This is a genomic window from Empedobacter stercoris, from assembly GCF_025244765.1.
Lineage (GTDB): Bacteria > Bacteroidota > Bacteroidia > Flavobacteriales > Weeksellaceae > Empedobacter > Empedobacter stercoris.
The window spans coordinates 1,483,258-1,506,504 of record NZ_CP104209.1; the positions used below are offsets into that span (position 1 = coordinate 1,483,258).

The 23,247-nt window shown below is 32.4% G+C and carries 23 protein-coding genes and 1 other RNA gene; 8 read left to right on the forward strand and 16 right to left on the reverse strand.

What is annotated here, in order from left to right; translation table 11 throughout:
- Positions 1-2: 2 nt before the first annotated feature.
- From rplD to rpsL, 6 genes are all read right to left on the reverse strand, one after another.
- Positions 3-632 (reverse strand): 50S ribosomal protein L4, encoded by a 630-nt coding sequence (gene rplD / locus NZD85_RS07035; protein WP_171623139.1) that lies wholly within the window; start codon positions 630-632, stop codon positions 3-5.
- Positions 623-1,252 carry a 50S ribosomal protein L3 gene (gene rplC, locus NZD85_RS07040; RefSeq protein ID WP_026357390.1) on the reverse strand — a complete coding sequence of 210 codons (630 nt, stop codon included), beginning with the start codon at positions 1,250-1,252 and terminating at the stop codon, positions 623-625. Before rplC ends, rplD begins: the two co-directional genes overlap by 10 nt.
- Positions 1,253-1,502: 250 nt before the next feature.
- Positions 1,503-1,808, reverse strand: coding sequence for a 30S ribosomal protein S10 (gene rpsJ / locus NZD85_RS07045; RefSeq protein ID WP_019974208.1), 306 nt, complete (start codon positions 1,806-1,808; stop codon positions 1,503-1,505).
- A 10-nt stretch (positions 1,809-1,818) separates the two neighbouring features.
- On the reverse strand, positions 1,819-3,942 hold the full coding sequence (fusA, locus tag NZD85_RS07050; RefSeq protein ID WP_260544489.1) for an elongation factor G: 2,124 nt from the start codon (positions 3,940-3,942) through the stop codon (positions 1,819-1,821).
- 6 nt (positions 3,943-3,948) lie between these two features.
- On the reverse strand, positions 3,949-4,425 hold the full coding sequence (gene rpsG, locus NZD85_RS07055; protein ID WP_019974210.1) for a 30S ribosomal protein S7: 477 nt from the start codon (positions 4,423-4,425) through the stop codon (positions 3,949-3,951).
- Positions 4,426-4,437: 12 nt separating this feature from the next.
- Positions 4,438-4,821: a 30S ribosomal protein S12 gene (rpsL, locus tag NZD85_RS07060; protein ID WP_019974211.1), complete on the reverse strand. Its 384-nt coding sequence runs from the start codon at positions 4,819-4,821 to the stop codon at positions 4,438-4,440.
- A 219-nt stretch (positions 4,822-5,040) separates the two neighbouring features.
- Between rpsL and NZD85_RS07065 the strand changes: the two genes are divergently transcribed.
- The 4 genes from NZD85_RS07065 (at position 5,041) to NZD85_RS07080 (ending at position 10,357) form a co-directional block, all read left to right on the forward strand.
- Positions 5,041-7,299 (forward strand): inorganic phosphate transporter, encoded by a 2,259-nt coding sequence (locus NZD85_RS07065; protein WP_260544492.1) that lies wholly within the window; start codon positions 5,041-5,043, stop codon positions 7,297-7,299.
- Positions 7,300-7,382: 83 nt separating this feature from the next.
- Positions 7,383-8,027 carry a DUF47 domain-containing protein gene (locus NZD85_RS07070; protein WP_171623136.1) on the forward strand — a complete coding sequence of 215 codons (645 nt, stop codon included), beginning with the start codon at positions 7,383-7,385 and terminating at the stop codon, positions 8,025-8,027.
- Between the two features lie 23 nt (positions 8,028-8,050).
- Positions 8,051-9,157 (forward strand): inorganic phosphate transporter, encoded by a 1,107-nt coding sequence (locus NZD85_RS07075; protein WP_260544494.1) that lies wholly within the window; start codon positions 8,051-8,053, stop codon positions 9,155-9,157.
- Between the two features lie 102 nt (positions 9,158-9,259).
- A complete protein-coding gene (locus tag NZD85_RS07080) occupies positions 9,260-10,357 on the forward strand; it encodes an inorganic phosphate transporter (protein WP_260544496.1) in 1,098 nt (365 codons plus the stop codon).
- Positions 10,358-10,418: 61 nt separating this feature from the next.
- Here NZD85_RS07080 and NZD85_RS07085 read toward each other — a convergent pair whose 3' ends face one another.
- A complete protein-coding gene (locus tag NZD85_RS07085; RefSeq protein ID WP_260544498.1) occupies positions 10,419-11,798 on the reverse strand; it encodes a tetratricopeptide repeat protein in 1,380 nt (459 codons plus the stop codon).
- Between the two features lie 92 nt (positions 11,799-11,890).
- Positions 11,891-13,273 (reverse strand): phosphoglucosamine mutase, encoded by a 1,383-nt coding sequence (gene glmM / locus NZD85_RS07090; RefSeq protein WP_260544500.1) that lies wholly within the window; start codon positions 13,271-13,273, stop codon positions 11,891-11,893.
- Between the two features lie 115 nt (positions 13,274-13,388).
- Between glmM and NZD85_RS07095 the strand changes: the two genes are divergently transcribed.
- Positions 13,389-13,703 (forward strand): GlsB/YeaQ/YmgE family stress response membrane protein, encoded by a 315-nt coding sequence (locus NZD85_RS07095; RefSeq protein ID WP_260544502.1) that lies wholly within the window; start codon positions 13,389-13,391, stop codon positions 13,701-13,703.
- Positions 13,704-13,768: 65 nt separating this feature from the next.
- Here the strand turns inward: NZD85_RS07095 and NZD85_RS07100 are convergent, their stop codons facing one another.
- From NZD85_RS07100 to NZD85_RS07135, 8 genes are all read right to left on the reverse strand, one after another.
- On the reverse strand, positions 13,769-14,335 hold the full coding sequence (locus NZD85_RS07100) for an acetate uptake transporter (protein ID WP_171623131.1): 567 nt from the start codon (positions 14,333-14,335) through the stop codon (positions 13,769-13,771).
- Positions 14,336-14,550: 215 nt separating this feature from the next.
- Positions 14,551-16,395 carry a membrane protein insertase YidC gene (yidC, locus tag NZD85_RS07105; RefSeq protein WP_225539830.1) on the reverse strand — a complete coding sequence of 615 codons (1,845 nt, stop codon included), beginning with the start codon at positions 16,393-16,395 and terminating at the stop codon, positions 14,551-14,553.
- Entirely contained in the window at positions 16,373-18,025 is a 1,653-nt protein-coding gene (locus NZD85_RS07110) for a CTP synthase (RefSeq protein ID WP_171623129.1), read from the reverse strand. Before NZD85_RS07110 ends, yidC begins: the two co-directional genes overlap by 23 nt.
- Positions 18,026-18,107: 82 nt before the next feature.
- Positions 18,108-18,206, reverse strand: an RNA gene (gene ffs / locus NZD85_RS07115) — signal recognition particle sRNA small type.
- Positions 18,207-18,330: 124 nt separating this feature from the next.
- Positions 18,331-18,840, reverse strand: a complete 510-nt coding sequence (locus NZD85_RS07120; RefSeq protein WP_260544505.1) for a hypothetical protein — start codon at positions 18,838-18,840, stop codon at positions 18,331-18,333.
- Between the two features lie 8 nt (positions 18,841-18,848).
- A complete protein-coding gene (locus NZD85_RS07125; RefSeq protein ID WP_260544506.1) occupies positions 18,849-19,430 on the reverse strand; it encodes a tetratricopeptide repeat protein in 582 nt (193 codons plus the stop codon).
- Positions 19,427-20,386, reverse strand: coding sequence for an AraC family transcriptional regulator (locus NZD85_RS07130; RefSeq protein ID WP_225541302.1), 960 nt, complete (start codon positions 20,384-20,386; stop codon positions 19,427-19,429). Before NZD85_RS07130 ends, NZD85_RS07125 begins: the two co-directional genes overlap by 4 nt.
- 145 nt (positions 20,387-20,531) lie before the next feature.
- A complete protein-coding gene (locus tag NZD85_RS07135; protein WP_225541301.1) occupies positions 20,532-20,807 on the reverse strand; it encodes a hypothetical protein in 276 nt (91 codons plus the stop codon).
- 178 nt (positions 20,808-20,985) lie between these two features.
- Between NZD85_RS07135 and NZD85_RS07140 the strand changes: the two genes are divergently transcribed.
- The 3 genes from NZD85_RS07140 to NZD85_RS07150 are packed head-to-tail and all read left to right on the forward strand — an operon-like array spanning position 20,986 to position 23,241.
- Positions 20,986-21,555 (forward strand): DUF4199 domain-containing protein, encoded by a 570-nt coding sequence (locus NZD85_RS07140; protein WP_188319614.1) that lies wholly within the window; start codon positions 20,986-20,988, stop codon positions 21,553-21,555.
- A 3-nt stretch (positions 21,556-21,558) separates the two neighbouring features.
- Entirely contained in the window at positions 21,559-22,521 is a 963-nt protein-coding gene (locus tag NZD85_RS07145; RefSeq protein WP_171623124.1) for a glycosyltransferase family 2 protein, read from the forward strand.
- Positions 22,522-22,536: 15 nt separating this feature from the next.
- Positions 22,537-23,241 (forward strand): GIN domain-containing protein, encoded by a 705-nt coding sequence (locus NZD85_RS07150; protein ID WP_171623123.1) that lies wholly within the window; start codon positions 22,537-22,539, stop codon positions 23,239-23,241.
- Positions 23,242-23,247: the final 6 nt, after the last annotated feature.

The window sequence follows — 23,247 nt, forward strand, 5'->3', positions numbered from 1 at the left end:
TCTTATTTTGTTAAATTTTCTTGAACTGTTGCTAAAGAACCTTCTAAAAATACGATTTGAGAAGCATTGATTAAATCAAATACATTTAATTCCTCAGTTGTAACAACTTTAACTTTTTGCAAGTTACGAGAAGATAAATATACATTGTTATTAGACTCTCCTAAAACGAATAAAGATTTTGTGTTCTCTAATCCTAAATCAGCTAAAACTGTTTTGAACTCTTTCGTTTTTGGAGCTTCAAATGAGAAGTTCTCAACAACTTTGATTTCGTTCTCAGCTAATTTTTGTGATAACACAGATTTTTTAGCTAATCTCTTTTGTGCTTTATTTAATTTGAAAGAATAGTTTCTTGGACGTGGCCCAAAAATTCTTCCTCCTCCTCTAAACACTGGAGATTTAATAGAACCTGCACGAGCTGTACCAGTTCCTTTTTGTTTTTTGATTTTACGAGTAGATCCCGCAATCTCAGCTCTTTCTTTTGCTTTGTGAGTTCCTTGGCGTTGAGCGGCTAAATATTGCTTAACTTCTAAGTACACTGTGTGTGTAGAAGGCTCAATTCCGAAAACTGCCTCGTCTAAAGATACTGTTCTTCCAGTTTCTTGACCTTTGATGTTTAATACTACTACTTCCATCTTCTAACGATTACGTATGAATTTTTAGGACCTGGGATAGCACCTTTAACAATTAAAAGATTTTTCTCAGTATCCACTTTAAGTACTTTTAAGTTCTGAACAGTAACTTGTTTACCACCCATTCTTCCAGCCATACGCATTCCTTTGAATACACGAGATGGATCTGAACCAGCACCGATAGAACCTGGAGCTCTTAAACGGTTATGTTGACCGTGTGTAGCTTGACCTACTCCACCGAAACCATGACGTTTAACTACACCTTGGAAACCTTTTCCTTTTGAAGTACCTGTAACACTTACAAATTCTCCTTCGTTGAATAACTCAACGTTAACTTCTCCTCCTAATGTTAAAGAGTTTACGAATTCTTCACCGTAAAACTCAACTAACTTACGTTTTGGAGTAGTTCCTGCTTTTTTAAAGTGACCTTTTAAAGCATTAGTCGTGTTTTTTTCTTTTGCGTCATCGAAACCAAGCTGAGCAGCAACGTACCCATCTTTCTCTACGGTTCTGACTTGAGTAACCACACATGGCCCAGCTTCTACGATAGTCACAGGAATATTTTTCCCGTTCTCATCAAATAAGCTAGTCATCGCGATTTTTTTACCAATGATACCTGACATTTGATTAAAATATGTTAATAATTTGTTTATTATTTTAGAGAATGTGCACTTTCGAACACTAGAGATCTTCTCTAAAATTAGCATGCAAATGTAAGAATTATTTTGTAAACCACAAACTTTCAATTAATTATTTTTCAAAAGATTACAAACCGAGAAAAACGATGTTAAAAACTGATTCCAAATATATCTTACAAAAAAGCCTCGAGATGTGCACGTCTCGAGGCTTATATTTATTTAAAGCGTTGTTTAACTACACTTTAATTTCTACTTCAACACCACTAGGTAATTCTAATTTCATCAAAGCATCAACTGTTTTAGATGAAGATGAATAGATGTCTAATAATCTTTTGTGAGCTGATAATTGAAATTGCTCACGAGATTTTTTGTTTACGTGTGGAGATCTTAAAACTGTAAAGATTCTTTTGTGAGTTGGTAATGGAATAGGACCATTCACAACAGCTCCTGTCGCTTTAACAGTTTTTACGATTTTTTCAGCTGATTTATCAACTAAAGAATAATCGTAAGATTTTAATTTTATTCTAATTTTTTGACTCATTTTTCTTGAATTAAGCGTTACCTTTTGCTTTAGCGATTACAGCTTCAGCCACGTTTGTTGGCGCTGGAGCATAGTGATCGAATTCCATAGTCGATGTAGCACGACCAGAAGATAATGTACGTAATGATGTTACGTATCCGAACATTTCTGCTAATGGAACCATAGCTTTAATAACTTTTGCGTTATTTCTATCATCCATACCAGAAACTTGTCCACGTCTTCTGTTCAAGTCACCAACGATGTCACCCATGTTTTCTTCTGGAGTTAAAACCTCTAACTTCATGATAGGCTCTAAAATTTGAGCACCTGCAGCTTTAGCAGCAGCTTTGTAACCCATTTGAGCAGCTAACTCGAAAGATAATTGGTCAGAATCCACAGGGTGGAAAGATCCATCTTTTAAAGTAACTTTTAACGAATCCATTTCGAATCCTGCTAAAGGTCCATTCTTCATTGCAGCTTTGAAACCTTTCTCAATAGAAGGGATAAATTCTTTTGGAACGTTACCACCTTTTATCTCAGAAACGAATTCTAAACCTGTTTTACCTTCATCTGCTGGTCCCATTGTGAAAACGATATCAGCAAATTTACCACGTCCACCAGATTGTTTTTTGTAAACTTCACGGTGATCTGCTGGTCTTGAGAATGATTCTTTGTACTCTACTTGAGGCTCACCTTGGTTAACCTCTACTTTGAATTCACGTTTTAAACGGTCAACGATGATATCTAAGTGTAACTCACCCATACCAGAAATAACTGTTTGACCTGAAGCCTCATCAGTTTTTACTTGGAATGTTGGGTCTTCTTCAGCTAATTTAGCTAAAGCCATACCTAATTTATCAACGTCTGCTTTTGTTTTAGGCTCAACTGCGATACCAATTACTGGATCTGGGAAGTCCATAGACTCTAATACGATAGGTGCTTTTTCGTCACATAAAGTATCTCCTGTTTTGATATCTTTGAATCCTACTGCAGCTCCAATGTCACCAGCTTCGATGTATTCGATTGGCTCTTGTTTTTGAGCGTGCATTTGGAAGATACGAGAAATACGTTCTTTATTACCAGAACGAGTATTTAACACGTATGAACCCGCATCTAAGTGTCCAGAATAAGCACGGAAGAAAGCTAAACGACCTACGAATGGGTCAGTAGCAATTTTAAATGCTAATGCTGAGAACGGCTCATCTACAGATGGTTTTCTAGAGATTTCCTCATCTGTTTTTGGATCTGTCCCTGGAATCGCTTCTTTGTCCATCGGAGATGGTAAGTAACGACAAACAGCATCTAACATGAACTGTACACCTTTGTTTTTGAACGAAGATCCACAAGTCATTGGGATGATAGACATATCTAATGTTGCAGCACGTAAAGCAGCATGAACTTCTTCTTCAGTAATAGAATTTTCATCTTCCATGTACTTCTCTAATAAGTTTTCATCGTACGCAGCTACTTCTTCGATTAATTGACCACGGAATTGTCTTACATCGTCAACCATATCAGCTGGGATTTCAACAACATCAAATGTAGAACCATGATTCTCATCATGCCATACAATTGCACGGTTTTTAATCAAATCAACCACTCCTTTAAAGTCAGCTTCATCACCGATTGGTAAAACGATAGGAACAGCATTTGATCCTAACATCTCACGTACTTGACGACAAACATTTAAGAAGTCAGCTCCTTGACGGTCCATTTTGTTAACGAATCCTAAACGAGGAACTTTATAGTTATCTGCTAAACGCCAGTTTGTTTCAGACTGAGGTTCAACTCCATCTACTGCTGAAAATAAGAAAACTAAACCGTCTAAAACACGTAAAGAGCGGTTTACCTCTACTGTAAAGTCAACGTGACCAGGAGTATCGATAATATTAAAGTGGTATCCTTTAGCATCTGGTAATGGTTTACCTTGCTCTGTTGGGAAAGTCCAATCAACAGTAACAGCAGCAGAAGTAATTGTAATCCCTCTTTCTGCTTCTTGCTCCATCCAGTCAGTTGTAGCTGATCCTTCGTGAGTTTCTCCTAACTTGTGGTTCTTACCTGAATAGAATAAGATACGCTCTGTAGTCGTAGTTTTTCCTGCATCGATGTGAGCAGCAATACCAATATTTCTTGTGTATTTTAAATCTCTTGCCATCGTGTATTAGAATCTAAAGTGAGAGAATGCTTTATTTGCTTCTGCCATTTTGTGAGTATCTTGACGTTTTTTAACGGCAGAACCTTCTTCTTTAGCAGCTGCAATAATTTCTCCAGCTAATTTTTGAGCCATCGATTTCTCGTTTCTGTTACGAGAATATTTGATTAACCATTTCATTGCTGTTGAAATTTTACGATCTGGGCGAATTTCCATTGGAATTTGGAATGTAGCTCCACCTACACGGCGAGAACGTACTTCTACGTGAGGCATTACATTAGATAATGCTTCTTTCCAAATGTCTAATGAAGTTTTTTCAGCATCTTCTTTGCGAGAATCTACGATTTCTAACGCATCATAAAAGATTTTGAATGCTACAGATTTTTTTCCGTCGTACATTAAGTTGTTTACGAAACGAGTTACTAACTGATCATTAAATTTAGGATCTGGAAGTAAAGGTCTTTTTTTAGCTCTTGTCTTTCTCATCTTACCTTAAATTTATTTTTTAGCATCTTTAGGACGTTTCGCTCCATACTTACTTCTACGTTGAGTACGTCCGTTTACTCCCGCAGTATCTAACGCTCCACGTACAATGTGGTAACGCACACCTGGTAAATCTTTAACTCTACCACCTCTAACCAATACTATCGAGTGCTCTTGAAGATTATGACCTTCACCACCGATGTACGCGTTAACTTCTTTCCCGTTTGTTAATCTAACACGAGCAACTTTACGCATTGCTGAGTTAGGTTTTTTAGGAGTTGTAGTGTAAACACGTGTACAAACACCGCGGCGTTGTGGACATGATTCCAATGCAGCCGATTTACTCTTCTTGGTTAGTTTTTTTCTACCTTTTCTAACTAATTGTTGAATTGTTGGCATACTAATTAAATTTCCTTTTAAATTTGGATTAAACCCATTTTTTGGGCATGCAAATCTACAATTAATTTTTCAAAAACAAAATATAATTCGTTTTTTTCTATTGATTTTGATACTTTTAAAAAAACATTTAGAGTTAAATTTACATTAGTAACAATTAATTAACATTAAATATAAATAAAACATAGAATTTTGCACTTTATGTATTTTTAAAACATTTTCATGGAACTCATATTTATCATTATCCTTGTCACAGTCGTTCTATTAGCCATTTTAGACATTATGGTAGGAGTTAGTAATGATGCTGTTAATTTTTTAAATTCAGCGATAGGATCTAAAGCTGCAAGTTTTAGAACAATTATGATAATCGCATCATTCGGTTTACTGATTGGTGCAGTTTTTTCAAGTGGAATGATGGAAATTGCCCGAAGTGGAATTTTCACCCCCTCCATGTTTACATTTTACGATGTAATGATTATTTTCTTAGCAGTGATGATTGCCGATGTTATTCTTTTAGATTTATTTAACTACATTGGTTTTCCTACTTCAACAACCGTTTCTATTATCTTCGAATTATTAGGCGCTGCAACCTGCTTAGCTTTAATAAAAGTTATTACAAATGACGACTCATTCATTACAATACTTAATTATATCAATACAGAAAAAGCATCTGAAATTGTTTTTAGCATTATACTTTCTGTCTTTTTATCTTTTTTATTAGGTTCGATTATACAATACATCACACGTTTAATCTTTACATTCAACTCAGAAGCTCGCATCAAAAAATATGGAGGAATTTTTGGAGGAATTGCAATTACAGCAATTTCATTTTTCTTATTAATCAAAGGAGCTAAAAACTTAACCTTCTTAAGTGGAGATATTAAAAGTTGGATTTCAGCTAATCAAATTTTATTAATCGGAATTAATTTTGTTTTATGGACAATTGTTTCACAAACTTTAATCTACTTTAAAGTCAATATTTTACGAATCATTATCCTCATCGGGACATTCGCATTAGCTTTAGCTTTTGCTGGAAATGATTTGGTTAACTTTATTGGTGTACCAATTGCCGCTATTCAGTCTTACGATATTTTCACAGCCTCTGGCGTTACAGATCCAACAGGATTTATGATGGGAGATTTAGCAAATAATGATATTGTTGCTCCGTCCTACTATTTAGTAATTGCAGGTCTTATCATGATTGTAACACTTTGGACATCGAAGAAAGCACGAAATGTAATTGAAACAGAACTTAATTTAAGTAAACAAAGCGACGGAGAAGAAAAATTTAAACCCAACTTCTTATCACGTGGAATTGTTCGAGCTGTAATTATATTAGGAGGTTTGATTGATAAAATTTTACCTAAATCATTGCAATTAAAAGTAGACAAACGTTTCGAAAATCCGAAAAAAAATCTTTCTATCAAAGATCAAACAACTGATGAAGAAGCTTTTGATATGATTCGTGCTTCAATCAATTTAATTGTCGCTTCAATCTTAATTTCGATCGGAACATCGATGAAGTTACCTTTATCTACAACTTACGTTACTTTTATGGTTGCAATGGGTTCATCATTTGCAGACCGTGCATGGGATAGAGATAGTGCTGTTTTCCGTGTAGCAGGAGTATTCAACGTTATTGGAGGATGGTTTTTAACTGGAATTTCTGCATTCACAATGGCTGCTATTGTTGCCGTAATTATGTTCTTTGGACAAGCGTACGGTATTATCGGAATGATTTTGTTATTAGGATTTATCTTATTCAAATCAAATCAAAGCTACAAGAAAAAGAAGAAGGAAAAAGAGGAAATTATCATCAGTTTTACAGAAGAAGATATTGATTCTATTCAAAAAATCTTTACGAAAAACAAAAAACAGATCAGCAAAGCTTTATCAAAATCAGCATATAGTTTTGAATTAAGTATTCGCGGAATCGAATTTGAAAACCTAACGCACGCAGCAGAAAATAAAAAGAAAATCAAGAAATTAATCAGTTCTATCGAAGAATTAAAATCTAATTTCTATCGTATTTTGCGTGATATGGATAGAGAGAATATTAACTCGTGTAAAGTATTCGTGCAATCTTTTGGCTATTTACAAAATATCACGACGAGTATCAATTTTATCAACACATCCATTCATACCTATATCTATAACAATCATCGTAAGTTAAACGAAGAACAATTAATTGATTTAAAATCAATTAATATTGAGTACAAAAAATTATTAAATTATACTTCTAAGAGTTTTGCGAATAACAACTTGAATGAATTGGAATCATTTGATAAATTGCGCCAATCGATTGACAATAAAATTTCGATTGCATTGAATAATCAAATTGAACGTATACAGCAAGAAAATGTTAGTCAAAAAAGTTCGACATTATATTTTACTATCCTTACAGAAGTAGAATATACGGTTGACAGAATCGAAAAATTAGTTCGTTTATATATCGATATTGACAAACAAATTAATGACTAATAAGTTAAATGATTTAAACCATATTAATTTTACATTAACTTAACATTAATTACTTTAATTTTGCACCTCAAAACATTATTTAAATGTCGGTAAACTCATTTTTCAAATTATTTACTCCAAAGGATAAGGTATTTTATCCTTTGTTTGAGGAGGCTTCAAAAAGTTTAATCAAATTAGCTGAGTTGTTACATGAATGTGTAAATGCTCCAATTGAGGAACGCGAAGATTACATTGCTCAAATATCTAAAATCGAAAGTAAAATTGAATATTTAACTCAAAAAACAAATATAGAGTTAAGCAAAAATTTTATTACTCCTTTTGACAGAGAAGATATTTACCAATTGGTAAAATCGATTGATTATGTTGCTGACAATTTGAATGGCGCAGCGAATCGCATCAATATTTATCAGGTTGATAAAATCACGAAGTCTATTCGTAAAATTACGGCTGTTAACTTAGAAGCTTGTCAATTAATCGGTGAAGGAATCGAACAGTTGAAAGATTTGAGCAACGTGAATCGTATTTATGAAATTTGTGAACGTATCAATAAGTTAGAAAACAAATCTGATCGTATTTTTGATAAAGCAGTACAAGAAATTTTCGAAAACGAAACAGATGTTAAAAACATCATCAAATACAAAGAGGTTTTATCTTCTTTAGAATCTGCTACAGATAAATGTAAGAGTGTTGCAAATGTATTAGAAGCAGTAGCAGTTAAACATTCGTAAAATTAAATCTTAAACATTAAGATATGACTGAATTTTTCACAGCGTTTTCGAGCATGCTCACGTCTACGCCAGGAATCTTATTGATTACTATTATCTTCTTAGCATTTGTTTTTGATTATATTAATGGTTTTCATGACGCTGCAAATTCTATTGCGACAATTGTTGCAACTAAGGTTTTAACCCCTTTCCAAGCTGTTTTATGGGCTGCCGCATTTAACTTTGCTGCCTACTTTATTTCAGTATATTGGATTGGAGAATTTAAAATCGGTAATACGATTGCTAAATCAGTAAATGAGAACTTTATTACTTTAGAAGTTATTCTTGCTGGAATTATCGCTGCCATTTCATGGAATCTTTTGACTTGGAAATTCGGTATACCATCTTCTTCTTCTCATACATTGATTGGAGGATTTATTGGTGCTGCACTTGCGCACGCAGGAGGTTTTTCAGCAGGCGGAGAAGATGTGATTGTTTACAAAAAAGTAATTCCAATTATTTGCTTTATCGTTTTAGCACCTTTAATCGGTATGATTATCGCATCGATTTTAACCATTCTTACACTTCATATTTGTAAAAAAGCAAAACCCGCAAGAGCTGAATGGTGGTTCAAGAAATTACAATTAGTCTCTTCTGCCCTATTCTCTTTAGGACACGGTATGAATGATGCGCAAAAAGTAATGGGTATCATTGGAGCTGCAGTGATTTTTTACCATATGAATGTGGATTTTGATCCAGAATACATGCAAGCTGAAGATAAATTTCAGTATTTTGTTGCGCATTGGGGATGGGTTCCTATTACATCTTTTATCGTAATCGCTTTAGGTACGATGGGTGGAGGATGGAAAATCATCAAAACAATGGGATCTAAGATTACAAAAGTTACACCATTAGAAGGTGTAGTTGCTGAAACTTCTGGTGCAATGACACTTTACATTTCTGAACATTTCGGAATCCCAGTTTCTACAACACATACCATCACAGGATCTATCATTGGTGTTGGTTTAACAAAACGTGTTTCTGCAGTACGTTGGGGAGTAACAATTAGTTTACTTTGGGCATGGGTACTAACCATTCCAGTTTCAGCGCTATTAGCTGCATTAATTTACTACGTTGTCACATTATTTATATAACACATTATATTTCTAAAGGAGCTTAAAATTAAGCTCCTTTTTTATTTAAAATATTTTCACAAAATCGACATTTTAAAATTAAGAAATTGTTAAATTTGCGCAATGCAACTAACTGTATTATTTATCATTATCGGCTTAGCCATTTTATTTGATTTCTTGAATGGTTTTCATGATGCCGCAAACTCTATTGCAACAGTCGTTACAACTAAAGTACTCACTCCAATTCAAGCAGTTATTTGGGCTGCATTTTTCAACTTTGTTGCCTTTTTCATAGCAAAATATATCATCGGAGAATTTGGAGTCGCAGATACAATCGCTAAAATTATTAAAGAAGATGTCGTTGTAGCATTTGGATCTAATCCATCTGTTGTCGTTATGGCCGCACTATCTGCTGCAATTACTTGGAATATTTTAACATGGAAATTAGGTATTCCTTCCTCTTCCTCGCATACGTTAATTGGAGGATTAGCTGGAGGTGCTTTAGCTGCAACTGGTTTCGATTTTTCGGCTGTTAACAGTACAATTATTTTAACCATAATTGCTTTCATCTTTGTTGCACCGATTATTGGTTTAATTGCCGGAAACGTAATTTACATTATCACACTTAATCTTTGTAGAAATGCTAAACCACATAAAGCTGATGCATGGTTCAAAAAATTGCAATTGCTTTCTTCTGCTATGCTAAGTATTGGTCATGGATTAAATGATTCGCAAAAAGTAATGGGAGTAATCACGTTCGCTTTACTTGCAAACCAAACTGCCATTGCAAATACTGATATGAATGACTGGGTTTTGAATGATATCTTTCATTGGAAAGATTGGTTCATCACTTCAAGTAGTACTGATATTCATGATTGGGTGCCAATTTTATGTTTCTCCGCAATCGCTTTAGGAACATTAGGAGGAGGAATGAAAATTCTTAAAACAATGGGTAACAAAATTACAAAAATAACCCCTATCGAAGGTTTTACTGCACAAACAGCTTCAGCAATTACATTATTCTTTACAGAACACATCAAAATGCCTGTATCAACAACACACGTCATCACAGGTTCTATCATTGGTGTTGGAATGGTAAAACGAGTTTCTGCTGTTCGTTGGGGTGTAACAATAAGTTTACTTTGGGCTTGGATTTTGACAATTCCTGTTTCTGCACTTATAGCTAGTGGTTTTTACTTCCTATTCACATTATTTTTCTAGAACAAAAAATTTTAAACATAATATAATAGGCGGTCAAATTTGATCACCTATTTTGATTTAATTAATCATCATTTTCAAAGATATCGTTTATTTTATCTTGAAGAATCGGATAATTTTCAAACATCATTTTTTTGATTGTAATATCCATACTCAAAGCATTTCTTAATGCTTCGTTCCCAAGTCTATCCTCATCTATCAAATAATAAACATTACTTAGTTGATAAAAAAATTCGGCTCGGTTAAAGTTCTTCAAAGCCCCTGTTAACAAAACTGCAATTGCTTGCTCATGTTCGCCAATTGCAATTAAGGTCTCTACATAGGCAAACCAAGTATTAAAAACCAAAGGTTTCAATTCAACCAATTTTACTAAACTACTTAATGCTTCCTCAAACTTCATTTGTTTCAAGAAATAATACGTAGAATTGGTATAATATTCAGAGTTGTCATCATTTAACTCAATTGCACGCTGAATATAATACTCTGCCTCATCCAAATTTCCCATCTTATCATACAATGCAGCAGATTTTGCCCAAACTTTATCCAATTGCGGGTCTTCTTTTATGGCAATATGATAAGCTTTTAATGCCTTTTGAGGTTTTTTCAATTTTTCATACAATTCCCCAATTTTAAAATGCGTCAACGCAGGAGAATCATCATACTCTAAAGTTTCTTCTAGCGTTTCAATAGCTTTGTTGTAATCCCCTAACTCTTCAAAAGAAAACGCCTTATTCGTATGACCAACTATAGAGTTTGGGTTAATTGCAATAACATAATCTAATGCGTTTATAGCTTCTTTAAACATCTTTTTATGATTATACAATAACCCAAGTTGCAACCAAGCTACTTCAGAATAAGGATTATCATCAATAAAATCTTTCAAAAAGTCGATGCATTCTTCTGGATTATGAATTTCTTCGAAGCATTGTATAATCGAATAAAAAGAATAGTCATTTTCTGGATTAAATTTTAAAGCTTTTCTAAATGCGATTAAAGCTGACTGAACTTCATCTAAATTTAAAAATTCGTTTCCGATACAATTGCAAATAAAATCAGTTTCATCATCATCTATCGACAACGCCTCTTCATAAAAACGAATTGCTTTTCGAGACATATTTTTCATTCCCCAAAAACGTGCTTGTACTAATAAATAATCCAATTCATTAGCCGCAATTACTTTTAGTTCTTGAATTAATTTCGCCGAACGTTTCAACTCATTAATCAAAAGTAGATATTCTATCTTCTTTATCTTGATTTCTATATTTTCAGGATGCATTTTCTCTGCAAAATCCAATGCACGTTTGGCATATTCGCTATCATTTACTTCAATGTAGAATTCAATTATTTCGACCAAATCTTCCGAATCGTAATATTTATACTCACGATTCTCAAGCATTTGTTCAAAACGTTCAATCAGTTCGTTATTAAAAAAATCTTCGTCCATAATATCAAACTAATTTACAAAATAAAATGTGCAAAATTCACAACGAATTGTAAGAGTTTTGCACATTTATTAAACAATTAAAACAGATTGTTTTAAATAATATTTTTGATACTTTCGATCATTTTATCTGCTAATTTATTCGCATTTTCTTCTGAAGTACTTTCTGTGTAAATACGAATAATTGGCTCTGTATTCGATTTTCTTAAGTGTACCCATTCGGTTGGAAAATCTATTTTAACACCATCAACAGTGTTGATTTCTTCATTTTTGTAAACTTCTTGAATCTTCATTAACAATTCGTCTACGTTAATTTCTGGAGTTAATTCGATTTTCTTTTTTGCCATAAAATAAGCAGGATAAGATGCTCTCAATTCAGAAACTGGAATATTTCGTTCAGCTAAATGTGTCATGAATAAAGCGATACCAACTAAAGAGTCGCGTCCGTAGTGTAAATCTGGATAAATAATTCCTCCGTTACCTTCTCCACCAATTTTAGCTTCAACATTTTTCATCTCCACCACAACATTCACTTCTCCAACTGCTGAAGGCGAATATTTTTGACCATATTTCTCCGTCACATCGCGTAAAGCACGAGAAGAAGATAAATTAGAAACCGTTACTGAAGGTGTTTTGGACAATACATAATCTGCCACTGCAACCAATGTATATTCTTCACCAAACATTTCACCCTTTTCATCTATAATCGCCAAACGATCTACATCTGGATCAACCACAATTCCAAAATCAGCTTGTTCATCAACCACCTTTTGACAGATGTCGCCTAAATGTTCTTTTAACGGTTCTGGATTGTGTGGAAAATGTCCGTTTGGTTCACAATACATATCGTAATGAATCACTCCTAAGCGTTGTAACAACTTGGGAATTGCTATTCCTCCAGTCGAATTTACTGCATCAATTGCAACTTTAAAATTTTTGTTACGGATAGCTTCTGCGTCAACTAAAGGTAAAGATAAAATTTTCTCGATATGTAAGTCAATTGCATCATCAAATGTTTCGTAAGATCCTAAATTATCGACTTCTGCAAATGTATAATCGTCTTTATCAGCAAAAGCTAATATTTGTGCACCATCTTCAGCAGAAACAAATTCACCTTTGGCATTTAACAATTTCAAAGCATTCCATTCTTTTGGATTATGAGAAGCTGTTAAGATTATTCCTCCATCTGCGTGTAAATGTGTTACCATTACTTCGACTGTCGGGGTAGTAGACAATCCTAAATCAACCACATTTATACCCAATCCCTGTAAAGTAGAACAAACTAATTGAGAAACCATTTGACCTGAAATACGAGCATCACGGCCAACAATCACTTTATACTCTGATTGAGTTGATTGATTTTTTAACCATGTTCCGTAAGCAGCAGCAAATTTTACTGCATCAATGGGCGTTAAGTTATCTCCTGGCTTTCCTCCGATTGTTCCACGAAAACCCGAAATTGATTTTATTAAAGACATATAATTTATTTTATAAGTAATACAAAAATACAAAAAAGTTTTCTTATCTTTTTGGAACGATTTTAGTTAAGTTTTGCTTAACATTATTTTACAACCTTTAAAAATATTATTAATTATGATGACAACTTCATTTATTATGTTGACTATTACAGGAGTGTGGAGCTTCTTAGTTTACCTTGTTTTCGGGCTTATTTGTGCAGGAATTGCAAAAGCCATCATGCCAGGAAAAGATCCAGGAGGTTTTTGGGTAACAGCTTTAATTGGTATTGTTGGTGCTTATTTAGGAGCTTATATGCGAACTATATTAGGAATTTCTCATGATGGAGAAGTAAGTTTCTTTAGTCCATTTGATTGGATGTTCTCTATTTTAGGAGCGTTGATTTTACTATTTATTTGGAAAAAATTTTTAGCACCAATGTTTAATAAATAATTCGTTATTCTTTATATAAAAAAATCCTTTCGCAGTTTTGCGAAAGGATTTTTTTTATGTTTATTTTATAATGGAAGAATTGTTTTTTCGTACTTCTGATTAATCATAATTGCCGATGCTTCGTAAAAAGCTATAAATCCACAAATAATTCCGGTCCAACCAGCAAAATTTAGGATAGCTTCGTCACCCGTAAAGTTTGCAGCAGCCAATAAAAAGAATAATAAGGTTAATGATCCAAATAGTAATTTACCAACCAAACTACCTTTTAACGTTTGTAAAAAATTTATTAAGGAAAAAAATCCCCACATTCCTAAATAGCAACCCATCGAATTTCCGTCGGCTTTTTCCACTCCAAACATTGGTGCTAACCAAGTAAAAACAAGTGATAACCAAAATGCTCCATAAGACATAAAAGCAATGCTACCAAAGTTATTTCCTTTTTTCCATTCCATCACTCCAGCTACAAACTGCGCTCCGCCTCCAAAGAAAACTCCCATTCCCATAATCATACTATTGACGGGAAAAAAACCTGCGTTATGAATATTTAGTAAAATTGTAGTCATGGCAAATCCATACAAACCAAGCGGTCCAGGATTTGCTGTTTGGTCTTTAATTGAGTAAATATTATTCATCTTATTTATTATTTAAAGACAATAATAATCTGAAAATAATAAATAAAAAACATTTTATTCAAAAAAAGTGTATTTTATACACTACAAACATTTTACAAAGACACTAACCATTTTATTAACAATAGATTAATTATATAAAAACCTTACTGTCTTTAATGAATAAAAAATCCGTTAATTATTATTAACGGATTTTTAGAATGATCTTTTAGAAATTATTATTTCTTTTTATTTTTTTGTTGTTGCTCTTGCATCTCTTGAGCTTGCTTCATCATTTCTTGCATACGAGTAGCAAATTTACCTTGTTTTTTAGGTTTCGTTTTATTCGTTTCAATAATTTGATGAATTTTTGCTTCATGAATCATGAACCTCTTAATGTATAAGACGATAAAGATGTTAATCGTATTAGAAACTAAATAATACCATGATAGTCCAGAGGCGTAATTATTAAGGAATACAAAGAAGAAAACTGGCATTACATACATCATGTATTTCATGAATTGCATATTTGGCATTCCTTCTTGTTGTGGCATTTGGAAGTTGTCCATAGATCCTGATACTTTAAAATAAACCATCATTGCAACGATATATAATAAAGCAAATACACTTAAGTGACCATTTAAGAACGGAACCCATTCTGGCAAACTGATGATATCATCATAAGCTGTTAAATCTTCTACGAACCAGAAAGGAGCACCTCTTAAGTCGATTAAGTTTGGGAAGAAACGGAACAACGCATAGAAAATAGGAATTTGTAGTAAAGCTGGTAAGCATCCTGCTAATGGATTAATTCCTGCATTACGATAAATAGCCATCGTTTCTTGTTGTTTCTTCATTGCATCTTTCGGATCCTTGTATTTTTCGTTGATTTCATTCAATTCAGGACGAACAACTTTCATCAATGCTGATTGACGGTATTGTTTGTACATAATTGGAGATAAAACCAATTTCACAACGATTGTCATCAAGAAGATTACCCATCCGTAAGTGATTCCTACAGAAGCTAACCATTTGAAAATATTCAAGAAGAAATATTTATTCAACCAACCAAATAATCCCCAACCAAAATCGATTAAGTTTTGGAATCCTTTGTCGTTGTAATCTTTCAACATTTTATAATCCAATGGAATAAAATCCCATGTGAATTTTGAATTGATTTCACTATTTTTTAAATCGATTTGAGAACTTAAATTATAATGTTTACTATACGTTAAGTCTTCTTCAGCCGAATTGATAGATCCACCTTTTGTATTCTTGAACCCTTCGTCATTAGATAAAACTGTCGCAAAGAATTGTTGTTTATTTGCTACCCAAGAAATTGCTTCCTCTTCTTGCCATTCATCAGCTCCAAATAATTCGTATTCGATGTCTTTGTTTCCTTTGAACTGAAAATAAGTATGTGACCAATATTTCTCTTGATCTTTCCCTTTCTCTGTACTGAAACCGTCCATCGTCCACGCTAAATCGACTTTATTTTCTGAAGTAATATTAGATAAACCTTGAGTTTTTACTTCAAAATCAATCCCATAAGAATCTCCTAATGTATAGATGTATTGAATTTGACTATTTTCCGCATTGGCTGTAAACGTCACAATTGTATTGTTCGCATTTTTTTGCACCTGTGGTACAAATACCAAATCCGAAACATTAAGAACAGCTCCTTGTTTCGTTTTGAATGATAAGTTGAATTTACTTGATCCATTTTTTACTAAATGTAAAGGATCTTTGTTTCCATCTTTTTTCGCATCAAAAGCATCATAACCGATAATTTGAACATCAGCAATCTGAGCTCCTTTTGGCGAAAACTTAACTTTAAGTTTATCATTACTCACTTCAACATCTTTTGCTAATGTAGGATCTACAGTTTGAAAAGCTTGTGTTGTAGCTGTTTTGTTTAATTGTTCCTGTTTTTTTGCTTGCTCTTGCTTTTGGACTAATTCTTTCTTTTGAGCTTCGACTTGTTCTTCCGAAGGTCTGTTAAGATAATAGAATACGCCAAAAAGAATAGCAATTAAAATAAAACCAATCGTTTGGTTAAAATCAAATTTTTTCTCTTGTTGCATTTAATAAATCATTTTGTTTATTCAATAAAGAAGCTTCGATAAAACTTATAAATAAAGGATGTGGCGAAGCAACTGTACTTTTATATTCCGGATGGAATTGTACACCAATATAAAATGGGTGTTGATTATGTTCTAAAATTTCTACTAATTCTGTTTCTGGGTTTTTACCAACTGGGATAAAATTATGTTCAACAAATTCATCATAAAATTCGTTGTTAAATTCATAACGATGACGATGACGCTCTAAGATTTCTTCAGAATTATAAATTGCTTTGATTTTTGAATGCTCAGCTAATTCACATTTCCAATTTCCTAAACGCATTGTTCCTCCTTTGTCCGATACATCTTTTTGATCTTCCATCAAACTAATGACTGGATAAGGCGTTGTTAAATCCATTTCTGCTGAATCTGCTTTTTCGTAACCTAATACATTACGTGCAAATTCGATTGCCATAATTTGCATTCCCAAACAAATTCCTAATGTTGGAATATTATTTCTTCGTGCATAATTTGCAGCAATTATTTTACCTAAAATTCCACGATCCCCAAAACCTGGTGCAATCAAAATTCCTGCAACACCTTTCAGTTGCTCGCCAACGTTGTCTTCTGTAATTTCTCCAGAATACACCCAACGAACTTTTACACTTGTTTCACAAGTTGCTGCAGCATGTACAAACGCTTCTGTAATTGATTTATAAGAATCATGTAACGAAACATATTTACCTACTAAAGCAATTTCAATTTCGTTTTTCGGATTTTTATGGTTTGATAAGAATTTGTTCCAAACTGTAAAATCTGGTTCTTGATCAGTTGGCAAATCTAAGCCTTTTAAAACAACTTCGTCAAAATTTTGTTCATGTAATAAGAATGGAACCTCATAAATTGTGTCTGCATCCATACTTTCGATTACGTTTTCTTTGCGAACATTACAAAATAATGCCAGTTTAGCTTTGACATCTTTTGGTAAATGATGTTCAGTTCTTGTCACTAAAATATTGGCATGAATACCATTTTCCATTAAAGTTCGAACAGAATGTTGTGTTGGTTTTGTTTTCAATTCACCTGCAGCAGCTAAATATGGTACTAATGTTAAGTGAATTACTGAAGAATTATGTTCACCTAATTCCCAAATTAATTGTCGAATTGTTTCGATATATGGTAAAGATTCTATATCACCCACTGTACCTCCAATTTCAGTAATGATGATATCGTAATCACCTGTATTACCTAATAATTTGATACGACGTTTGATTTCGTTTGTGATATGAGGAACAACTTGAACTGTTTTTCCTAAATAATCTCCACGACGTTCTTTTTCTATAACTGTTTGATAAATACGACCTGTAGTAACTGAATTAGCACGAGATGTAGCGCGGTTCAAGAAACGCTCATAATGTCCTAAATCTAAATCGGTCTCTGCACCATCTTCCGTCACGTAACATTCTCCATGCTCGTAAGGATTAAGTGTTCCTGGGTCTATATTGATATAAGGATCTAATTTTTGAATTGTCACTCTATATCCTCTAGCTTCTAATAGCATTCCTAATGAAGAAGCTACGATTCCTTTTCCTAACGACGATGTTACTCCTCCGGTAACGAAAATGTACTTTGGTGTCTTGTTTGTTTCCATTGAATTCTTTAAATCAATGGTTGCAAATTTATGAATAAATAATGGGGTAAAAAAAAGTGGGAGTGAAATTTAGAGAAATAAAAATAGGCAAGCGATCTACATCACACCGCTACGACCGTATACCTTTGCTACGTTCCCGTCCTGGAGGATTCAACAGGAGCTGGTTGTGTAGGACTTGCCTGATGCAAAGGTAAGAATGTTTTGATAAAATAAAAGTATTTTGAAGATTTTTTTTCTTCGTTTAACAATCGAAAGAACATTTCGTTTTCATTATGAATAAATTATATTAGAAAAAAAAATTACTTTTAACGAAGAAAATCAACCAATTCTTCTTGATTTTGAAGAATACATTTATTTAATTTTTTTTGTTTATTATAAAAAACATAAGTCATAAGAATCAAAATAAAAAGAGAAAAAACACCAACTAACTGGGCATTGAACAATGTTTTCTTGGTACTAACTTTGGCTTCGTGATTTAAAGATTGAACTGCTATACTAATGGTTTTGTTCTCGGAATTCAACACTTTTTTAGCATACAAAGTACTCAAGCTATCTGCTTTCTCGAATTGCTTCCATTCTTGTTGTGCAATACTATTCAACCCTATTAAACTATAGATATTTCGTTGCAAAACAGAATCATCAATATCACCCAATACAATTAATGCTTCATTCAGCTTTTTATTTGATGTTTCATAATTATTTAATTTAAAATAATATTCTCCTAACCCCTTTAAAGAATAAGCAATCAAGATTTTTGTAGCTGTTAATTTTGATAATTCGTAAGATGTGATAAATGATTTTTCAGCGGTATTCAAATCTGTTTTTAAATAACACTTTTATTAGAATTTGCAACAAAACTATTCTCTATTTGATTATAACTCCTAATGGCTTTGTTAAAATAATTTATTGCGCTATTGGTATTATTCAGATCTTTAAAAATCAACCCTCTTACGGTGTAATTATAGGCAACCGATTCTAATTTTTCCTGTCTATTTTCTAAATTCTGAATTGTTTTCTCAGCTTCATTCAGATAAACAAGCGATTTATCATATAGTTTTAAACTATGATAAATAGATGAAATCCGATGAAACGCAGCTACTTTTTGTCCTTTATTTTCTAAAACATTAACCAATTCATAGGTTTTATTCAAATATTCCAATGCTTTCTCATTGTCTCTTAAATTAGAATATGCAGTAGATTTTAAAAAGTAAATATCAACCAGCTGTTTAGCATTTATGTTTGAATGATTTATCAATACATCGATTTGTTTTATTGCTTGTTTTGGGTCTTTGTAAACATTTGTCTTGGCTTCTTCGTAAAGATTTTTAATTTTAATCGAATCACTTTGCGCAAAACCAATAAAACTACCATACAACATCAGCCACATCAATAGTATTTTTCTCATAATTCTGCTGTTCGACTTAAAGTGTTAATGAAAAGTGTTGGTGTAGTTCCTGTAAAAGTTTTAAATGCAGACACAAAGCTACTGTGCGAAGAAAACCCCGCTTCTTCCGCTAAATAACTGATTTTATAATTCAAATAATTAGAATCAGTTGTCAACTTATTCAGTATATATTTTATTCTAAGTTCGTTTATATAAGTGTTGAAATTCTTTTTCTTATGACGATTAATCACCTCACTCAGATATTTTGTATTGGTATCAAGTTTAGATGCAACAAGCCTTAACGAAACATTTTTGGATAAAAATTTATTCGTTTTCTCAAAAGAATCTAACTTTTGCAAAAGCGCGTATTCTTTATCTTTAGACAACAAATCTGTTTTTTGCGAATATTTAGTTTCCAAATCAGCTTGTACAACTTCATTTTTAGATTCTTTTATGGTTTGTAAAATTGTAGTAACAACACCTAATTTTTCCTTTTTTTTGTTCAGAATATAACCATAAATAAGGATAGTTAAGAATAACACAACAAAGGAAAAAATGATAAGTCTTTGTAATAAATCTTCTGTTTTTTGCTGCTTTAATTGGATTATTTTTGATTGATGATAAAAAATTTCATTATTAATTTTCTGATTCATCAATAAATTCAACGTAGAAATGGAGTCATACTTTTCGCTATAATAATTAATTTCGTGAATAGAATGAGTTGCTAAATACAAGCTTCCCAAATTGTAATAAACATCGTTAATTAAATAAGGATGATTTAATTTCTTGGCCAAACTCAACGCAATTTTATAATGATTTAGCGCTTTATCTGTCTCCCTTTTATCAAAGTACAATTCTCCCAAATACAATTCTATTCTTGTTTTAAAATACAAACCAAGTGCATCATTTTGATTCAGATTTTGAAGTAATTGAAAGGCTTTATCATATTGATGATTTTTAAGATAAGCCTTTGACAAAATAAGTTTTTCCTCAATCGTCAATTTTTTTTTACCTAAAAACGTTTCAATACATTTCCCAAAATTTCCTTGATTAAAAAATTGTGAAGCCTTTATTGAAATTCCATTCTCTGAATGATTTTCAGCAATATATTTTTCAGAAAAATCATATAAATGATACTGTTGATAGATTCAATTCTGAATCATCAATTAGCTTTATATTCGATGTTTTTAATGCTTCCAGATTAGCAAGAGCAGCATTTTCTAAAGCTTTATCATTTTTCCCAGCATAAAAATGACCATAAGCTAAAAGCAGATAAGTTTCGGCAATATTTTTTTTATTATCCAAATTTCGAATCAAAAACTCTGCATTCGAAATAACTTCTGAAGGATTGTTGTATAAAACAGAATTATAATCATGTAAATATTCGTCTAAAGGCATCGTTTTATCATTCACTTCTACTATTAATAGAGACGAAGTGATGAGAGATACAGCTAAAAAAATATTTAAATAATGAAATCATTTACAAACAAAAATAATTTATTTCTTAATATAAATTACCTTTTAAATCATACAAAATAAACTATCATAGAATAAAGGATATATTTATCTTTGCAAAATGATTAGTTTTAATAAAATTTTCAAAAATTCATTAGTGCTGGCGGGAATTACCTTAGTATTGTTTTTTGCACTATACTTTTATTTCTCTCTTAACGGAACCGTTTCTGTACAAGATTATTACACCTACAGCTTCATGATTTGCTGTTTCGTAGTATTACCATTGTATGCAGTATACTGTTTCTTCACTATTTTCAATTTATCAAGAGCGAAAGCTAAAAATCATCAAACTTCAGAAGATTTAATGACCTTTAAAGAAGGATTCAAGATTGGTTTTTACACCATCTTCTTTGGTGGAATCATTAGTTTGATTGTCATCTTTGTATTTTTTAATACGTATGGTGAATGGGCTCAAGATAGTTTGAAACAAGGATTATTAGACACTTTTACATCAAATATGTCTGATCCTAAAATCGCAAAAGATATCGAAACATTTAGAAATTCGGATGATTATAAAACATTAAATTTATTTACTGTTAAAAACTTTTTTGGATTATTCTCAATTTTCTTATCTTTCTACATTGCAATTTCAGCAATGTTTTCACAATTCTTAAAAAAACGTGTTTTTTAACATATGAATATTTCAGTTGTTGTTCCTTTGTTGAACGAACAAGATTCCTTAGAGGAATTATTCTACAGAATCAAAAAAGTCTGTGAGCAGAATGATTTTACATTCGAAGTTATTTTCGTTGATGACGGAAGTACAGATGATTCGTGGCAAATTATCGAATATATTGCCAACTTCAATCCTGAAGTAAAAGGAATTAAATTCCGTAAAAATTATGGAAAATCTCCTGCACTAAGCGCCGCTTTCAAAGAAGTAAAAGGCGATGTTGTGATTACGATGGATGCCGATTTACAAGATTTTCCTGAAGAAATTCCGTCGTTATACAAAATGCTTAAAAATAACAAAGCAGATATTGTATCGGGTTGGAAAGAGAATCGTCAAGACAACAAACTGACAAAGAATCTTCCTTCAAAATTATTTAACGGTGTAGCACGCAAAACTTCGGGTGTAAAATTGCATGATTTTAACTGTGGTTTGAAAGCTTATCGTTGGGAAGTAACGCAAAATATCGAGTTGTATGGAGACATGCATCGCTATATTCCTGTTTTAGCTAAAAACGCAGGCTATTCTCGAATTATTGAGAAAAAAGTAAAACATCAAGCACGTAAATATGGTGTTTCAAAATTTGGAGCAAATCGTTTTGTAAATGGTTTCTTGGATTTGATTACACTTTTCTTTGCTTCAAAATTTGGGAATAAACCCATGCATATTTTCGGTTTATTAGGAACTTTGATGTTTATCTTAGGATTTTTTGCCTCTTTTTATTTAGGAATCGAAAAATTATACAAAGTTTATATTTCACATTCCCCTGCAAGATTAATTACAGACAGTCCCTATTTCTACATTTCATTGGTTTTTATGATTTTAGGAACACAGCTATTTTTGGCGGGATTTTTGGGCGAGTTAATTGTTCGTAACAACAGAGAAAAACAATTGTATTTAGTTCAAAAAGAATTGAATTTAAACTAATTAAAACCCACAACTATGAAAAAGATTATTTTATTAGGATTTTTAGGTTTAATTGCCACTTCTTGTTCATCGTCTATTGATGGAGAAGGCGTAGCAACAGCTCAAAAAGAATATACAGCTGACAACATCAAAGATTTGAGCGTTTCATGTAATTGTAATGTTATTTTAGTTCCAGGAAATACAACTGGAGTTAAAGTAGAATCGCACCAAAATATTATCGATAATTTAGAAGTTACAGCAAATAATCAAACGCTTTCAATCAAAGAAAAATCAAATGTAGACCAATACAGCGCTTATGATTTGTATGTTTATGTAACACGTGATTTAGAAAAAATTGATGTGAATAAACAAACTTCTTTGACCACTTCAGGAACATTAAATGTTGATGAATTAGAGATGAATGTCACAGATCAAGCACGAATAAGTCAAACTTTTTTGATTACCAATGACTTTAATTTGAAAGCGGATGACCAAACTAATATCATGTTAGAAGGAACTGCAGGAACAATGAAAGTAAAAGCCTATGGAGAAGCAAAGTTAGATTTGTTTAAATATGAAGTGAATGAAGCTAATTTCACAACAGACGATAATGCTTTGTTAGATATCAATGCTCGTCAAACATTATATGGTGCTGCAAAAGGAAACTCAATCGTAAATTTCATGGGCGATCCAAACAAGGATACAAAAGTAACTGACCGCGCCCAGGTACTTAAAAAATAAAAACAA

Coding starts and splice junctions, on each gene's coding strand:
- NZD85_RS07080 (WP_260544496.1), top strand. CDS start 9,260: ATGCAACTAACTGTATTATTTATCATTATCGGCTTAGCCATTTTATTT.
- rplD (WP_171623139.1), bottom strand. CDS start 632: ATGGAAGTAGTAGTATTAAACATCAAAGGTCAAGAAACTGGAAGAACA.
- rpsL (WP_019974211.1), bottom strand. CDS start 4,821: ATGCCAACAATTCAACAATTAGTTAGAAAAGGTAGAAAAAAACTAACC.
- NZD85_RS07125 (WP_260544506.1), bottom strand. CDS start 19,430: ATGAGAAAAATACTATTGATGTGGCTGATGTTGTATGGTAGTTTTATT.
- NZD85_RS07140 (WP_188319614.1), top strand. CDS start 20,986: ATGATTAGTTTTAATAAAATTTTCAAAAATTCATTAGTGCTGGCGGGA.
- NZD85_RS07100 (WP_171623131.1), bottom strand. CDS start 14,335: ATGAATAATATTTACTCAATTAAAGACCAAACAGCAAATCCTGGACCG.
- NZD85_RS07145 (WP_171623124.1), top strand. CDS start 21,559: ATGAATATTTCAGTTGTTGTTCCTTTGTTGAACGAACAAGATTCCTTA.
- yidC (WP_225539830.1), bottom strand. CDS start 16,395: ATGCAACAAGAGAAAAAATTTGATTTTAACCAAACGATTGGTTTTATT.
- glmM (WP_260544500.1), bottom strand. CDS start 13,273: ATGTCTTTAATAAAATCAATTTCGGGTTTTCGTGGAACAATCGGAGGA.
- NZD85_RS07095 (WP_260544502.1), top strand. CDS start 13,389: ATGATGACAACTTCATTTATTATGTTGACTATTACAGGAGTGTGGAGC.
- rpsG (WP_019974210.1), bottom strand. CDS start 4,425: ATGAGAAAGACAAGAGCTAAAAAAAGACCTTTACTTCCAGATCCTAAA.
- rplC (WP_026357390.1), bottom strand. CDS start 1,252: ATGTCAGGTATCATTGGTAAAAAAATCGCGATGACTAGCTTATTTGAT.
- NZD85_RS07110 (WP_171623129.1), bottom strand. CDS start 18,025: ATGGAAACAAACAAGACACCAAAGTACATTTTCGTTACCGGAGGAGTA.
- NZD85_RS07070 (WP_171623136.1), top strand. CDS start 7,383: ATGTCGGTAAACTCATTTTTCAAATTATTTACTCCAAAGGATAAGGTA.
- NZD85_RS07150 (WP_171623123.1), top strand. CDS start 22,537: ATGAAAAAGATTATTTTATTAGGATTTTTAGGTTTAATTGCCACTTCT.
- NZD85_RS07075 (WP_260544494.1), top strand. CDS start 8,051: ATGACTGAATTTTTCACAGCGTTTTCGAGCATGCTCACGTCTACGCCA.
- NZD85_RS07135 (WP_225541301.1), bottom strand. CDS start 20,807: ATGCCTTTAGACGAATATTTACATGATTATAATTCTGTTTTATACAAC.
- NZD85_RS07065 (WP_260544492.1), top strand. CDS start 5,041: ATGGAACTCATATTTATCATTATCCTTGTCACAGTCGTTCTATTAGCC.
- rpsJ (WP_019974208.1), bottom strand. CDS start 1,808: ATGAGTCAAAAAATTAGAATAAAATTAAAATCTTACGATTATTCTTTA.
- NZD85_RS07085 (WP_260544498.1), bottom strand. CDS start 11,798: ATGGACGAAGATTTTTTTAATAACGAACTGATTGAACGTTTTGAACAA.
- fusA (WP_260544489.1), bottom strand. CDS start 3,942: ATGGCAAGAGATTTAAAATACACAAGAAATATTGGTATTGCTGCTCAC.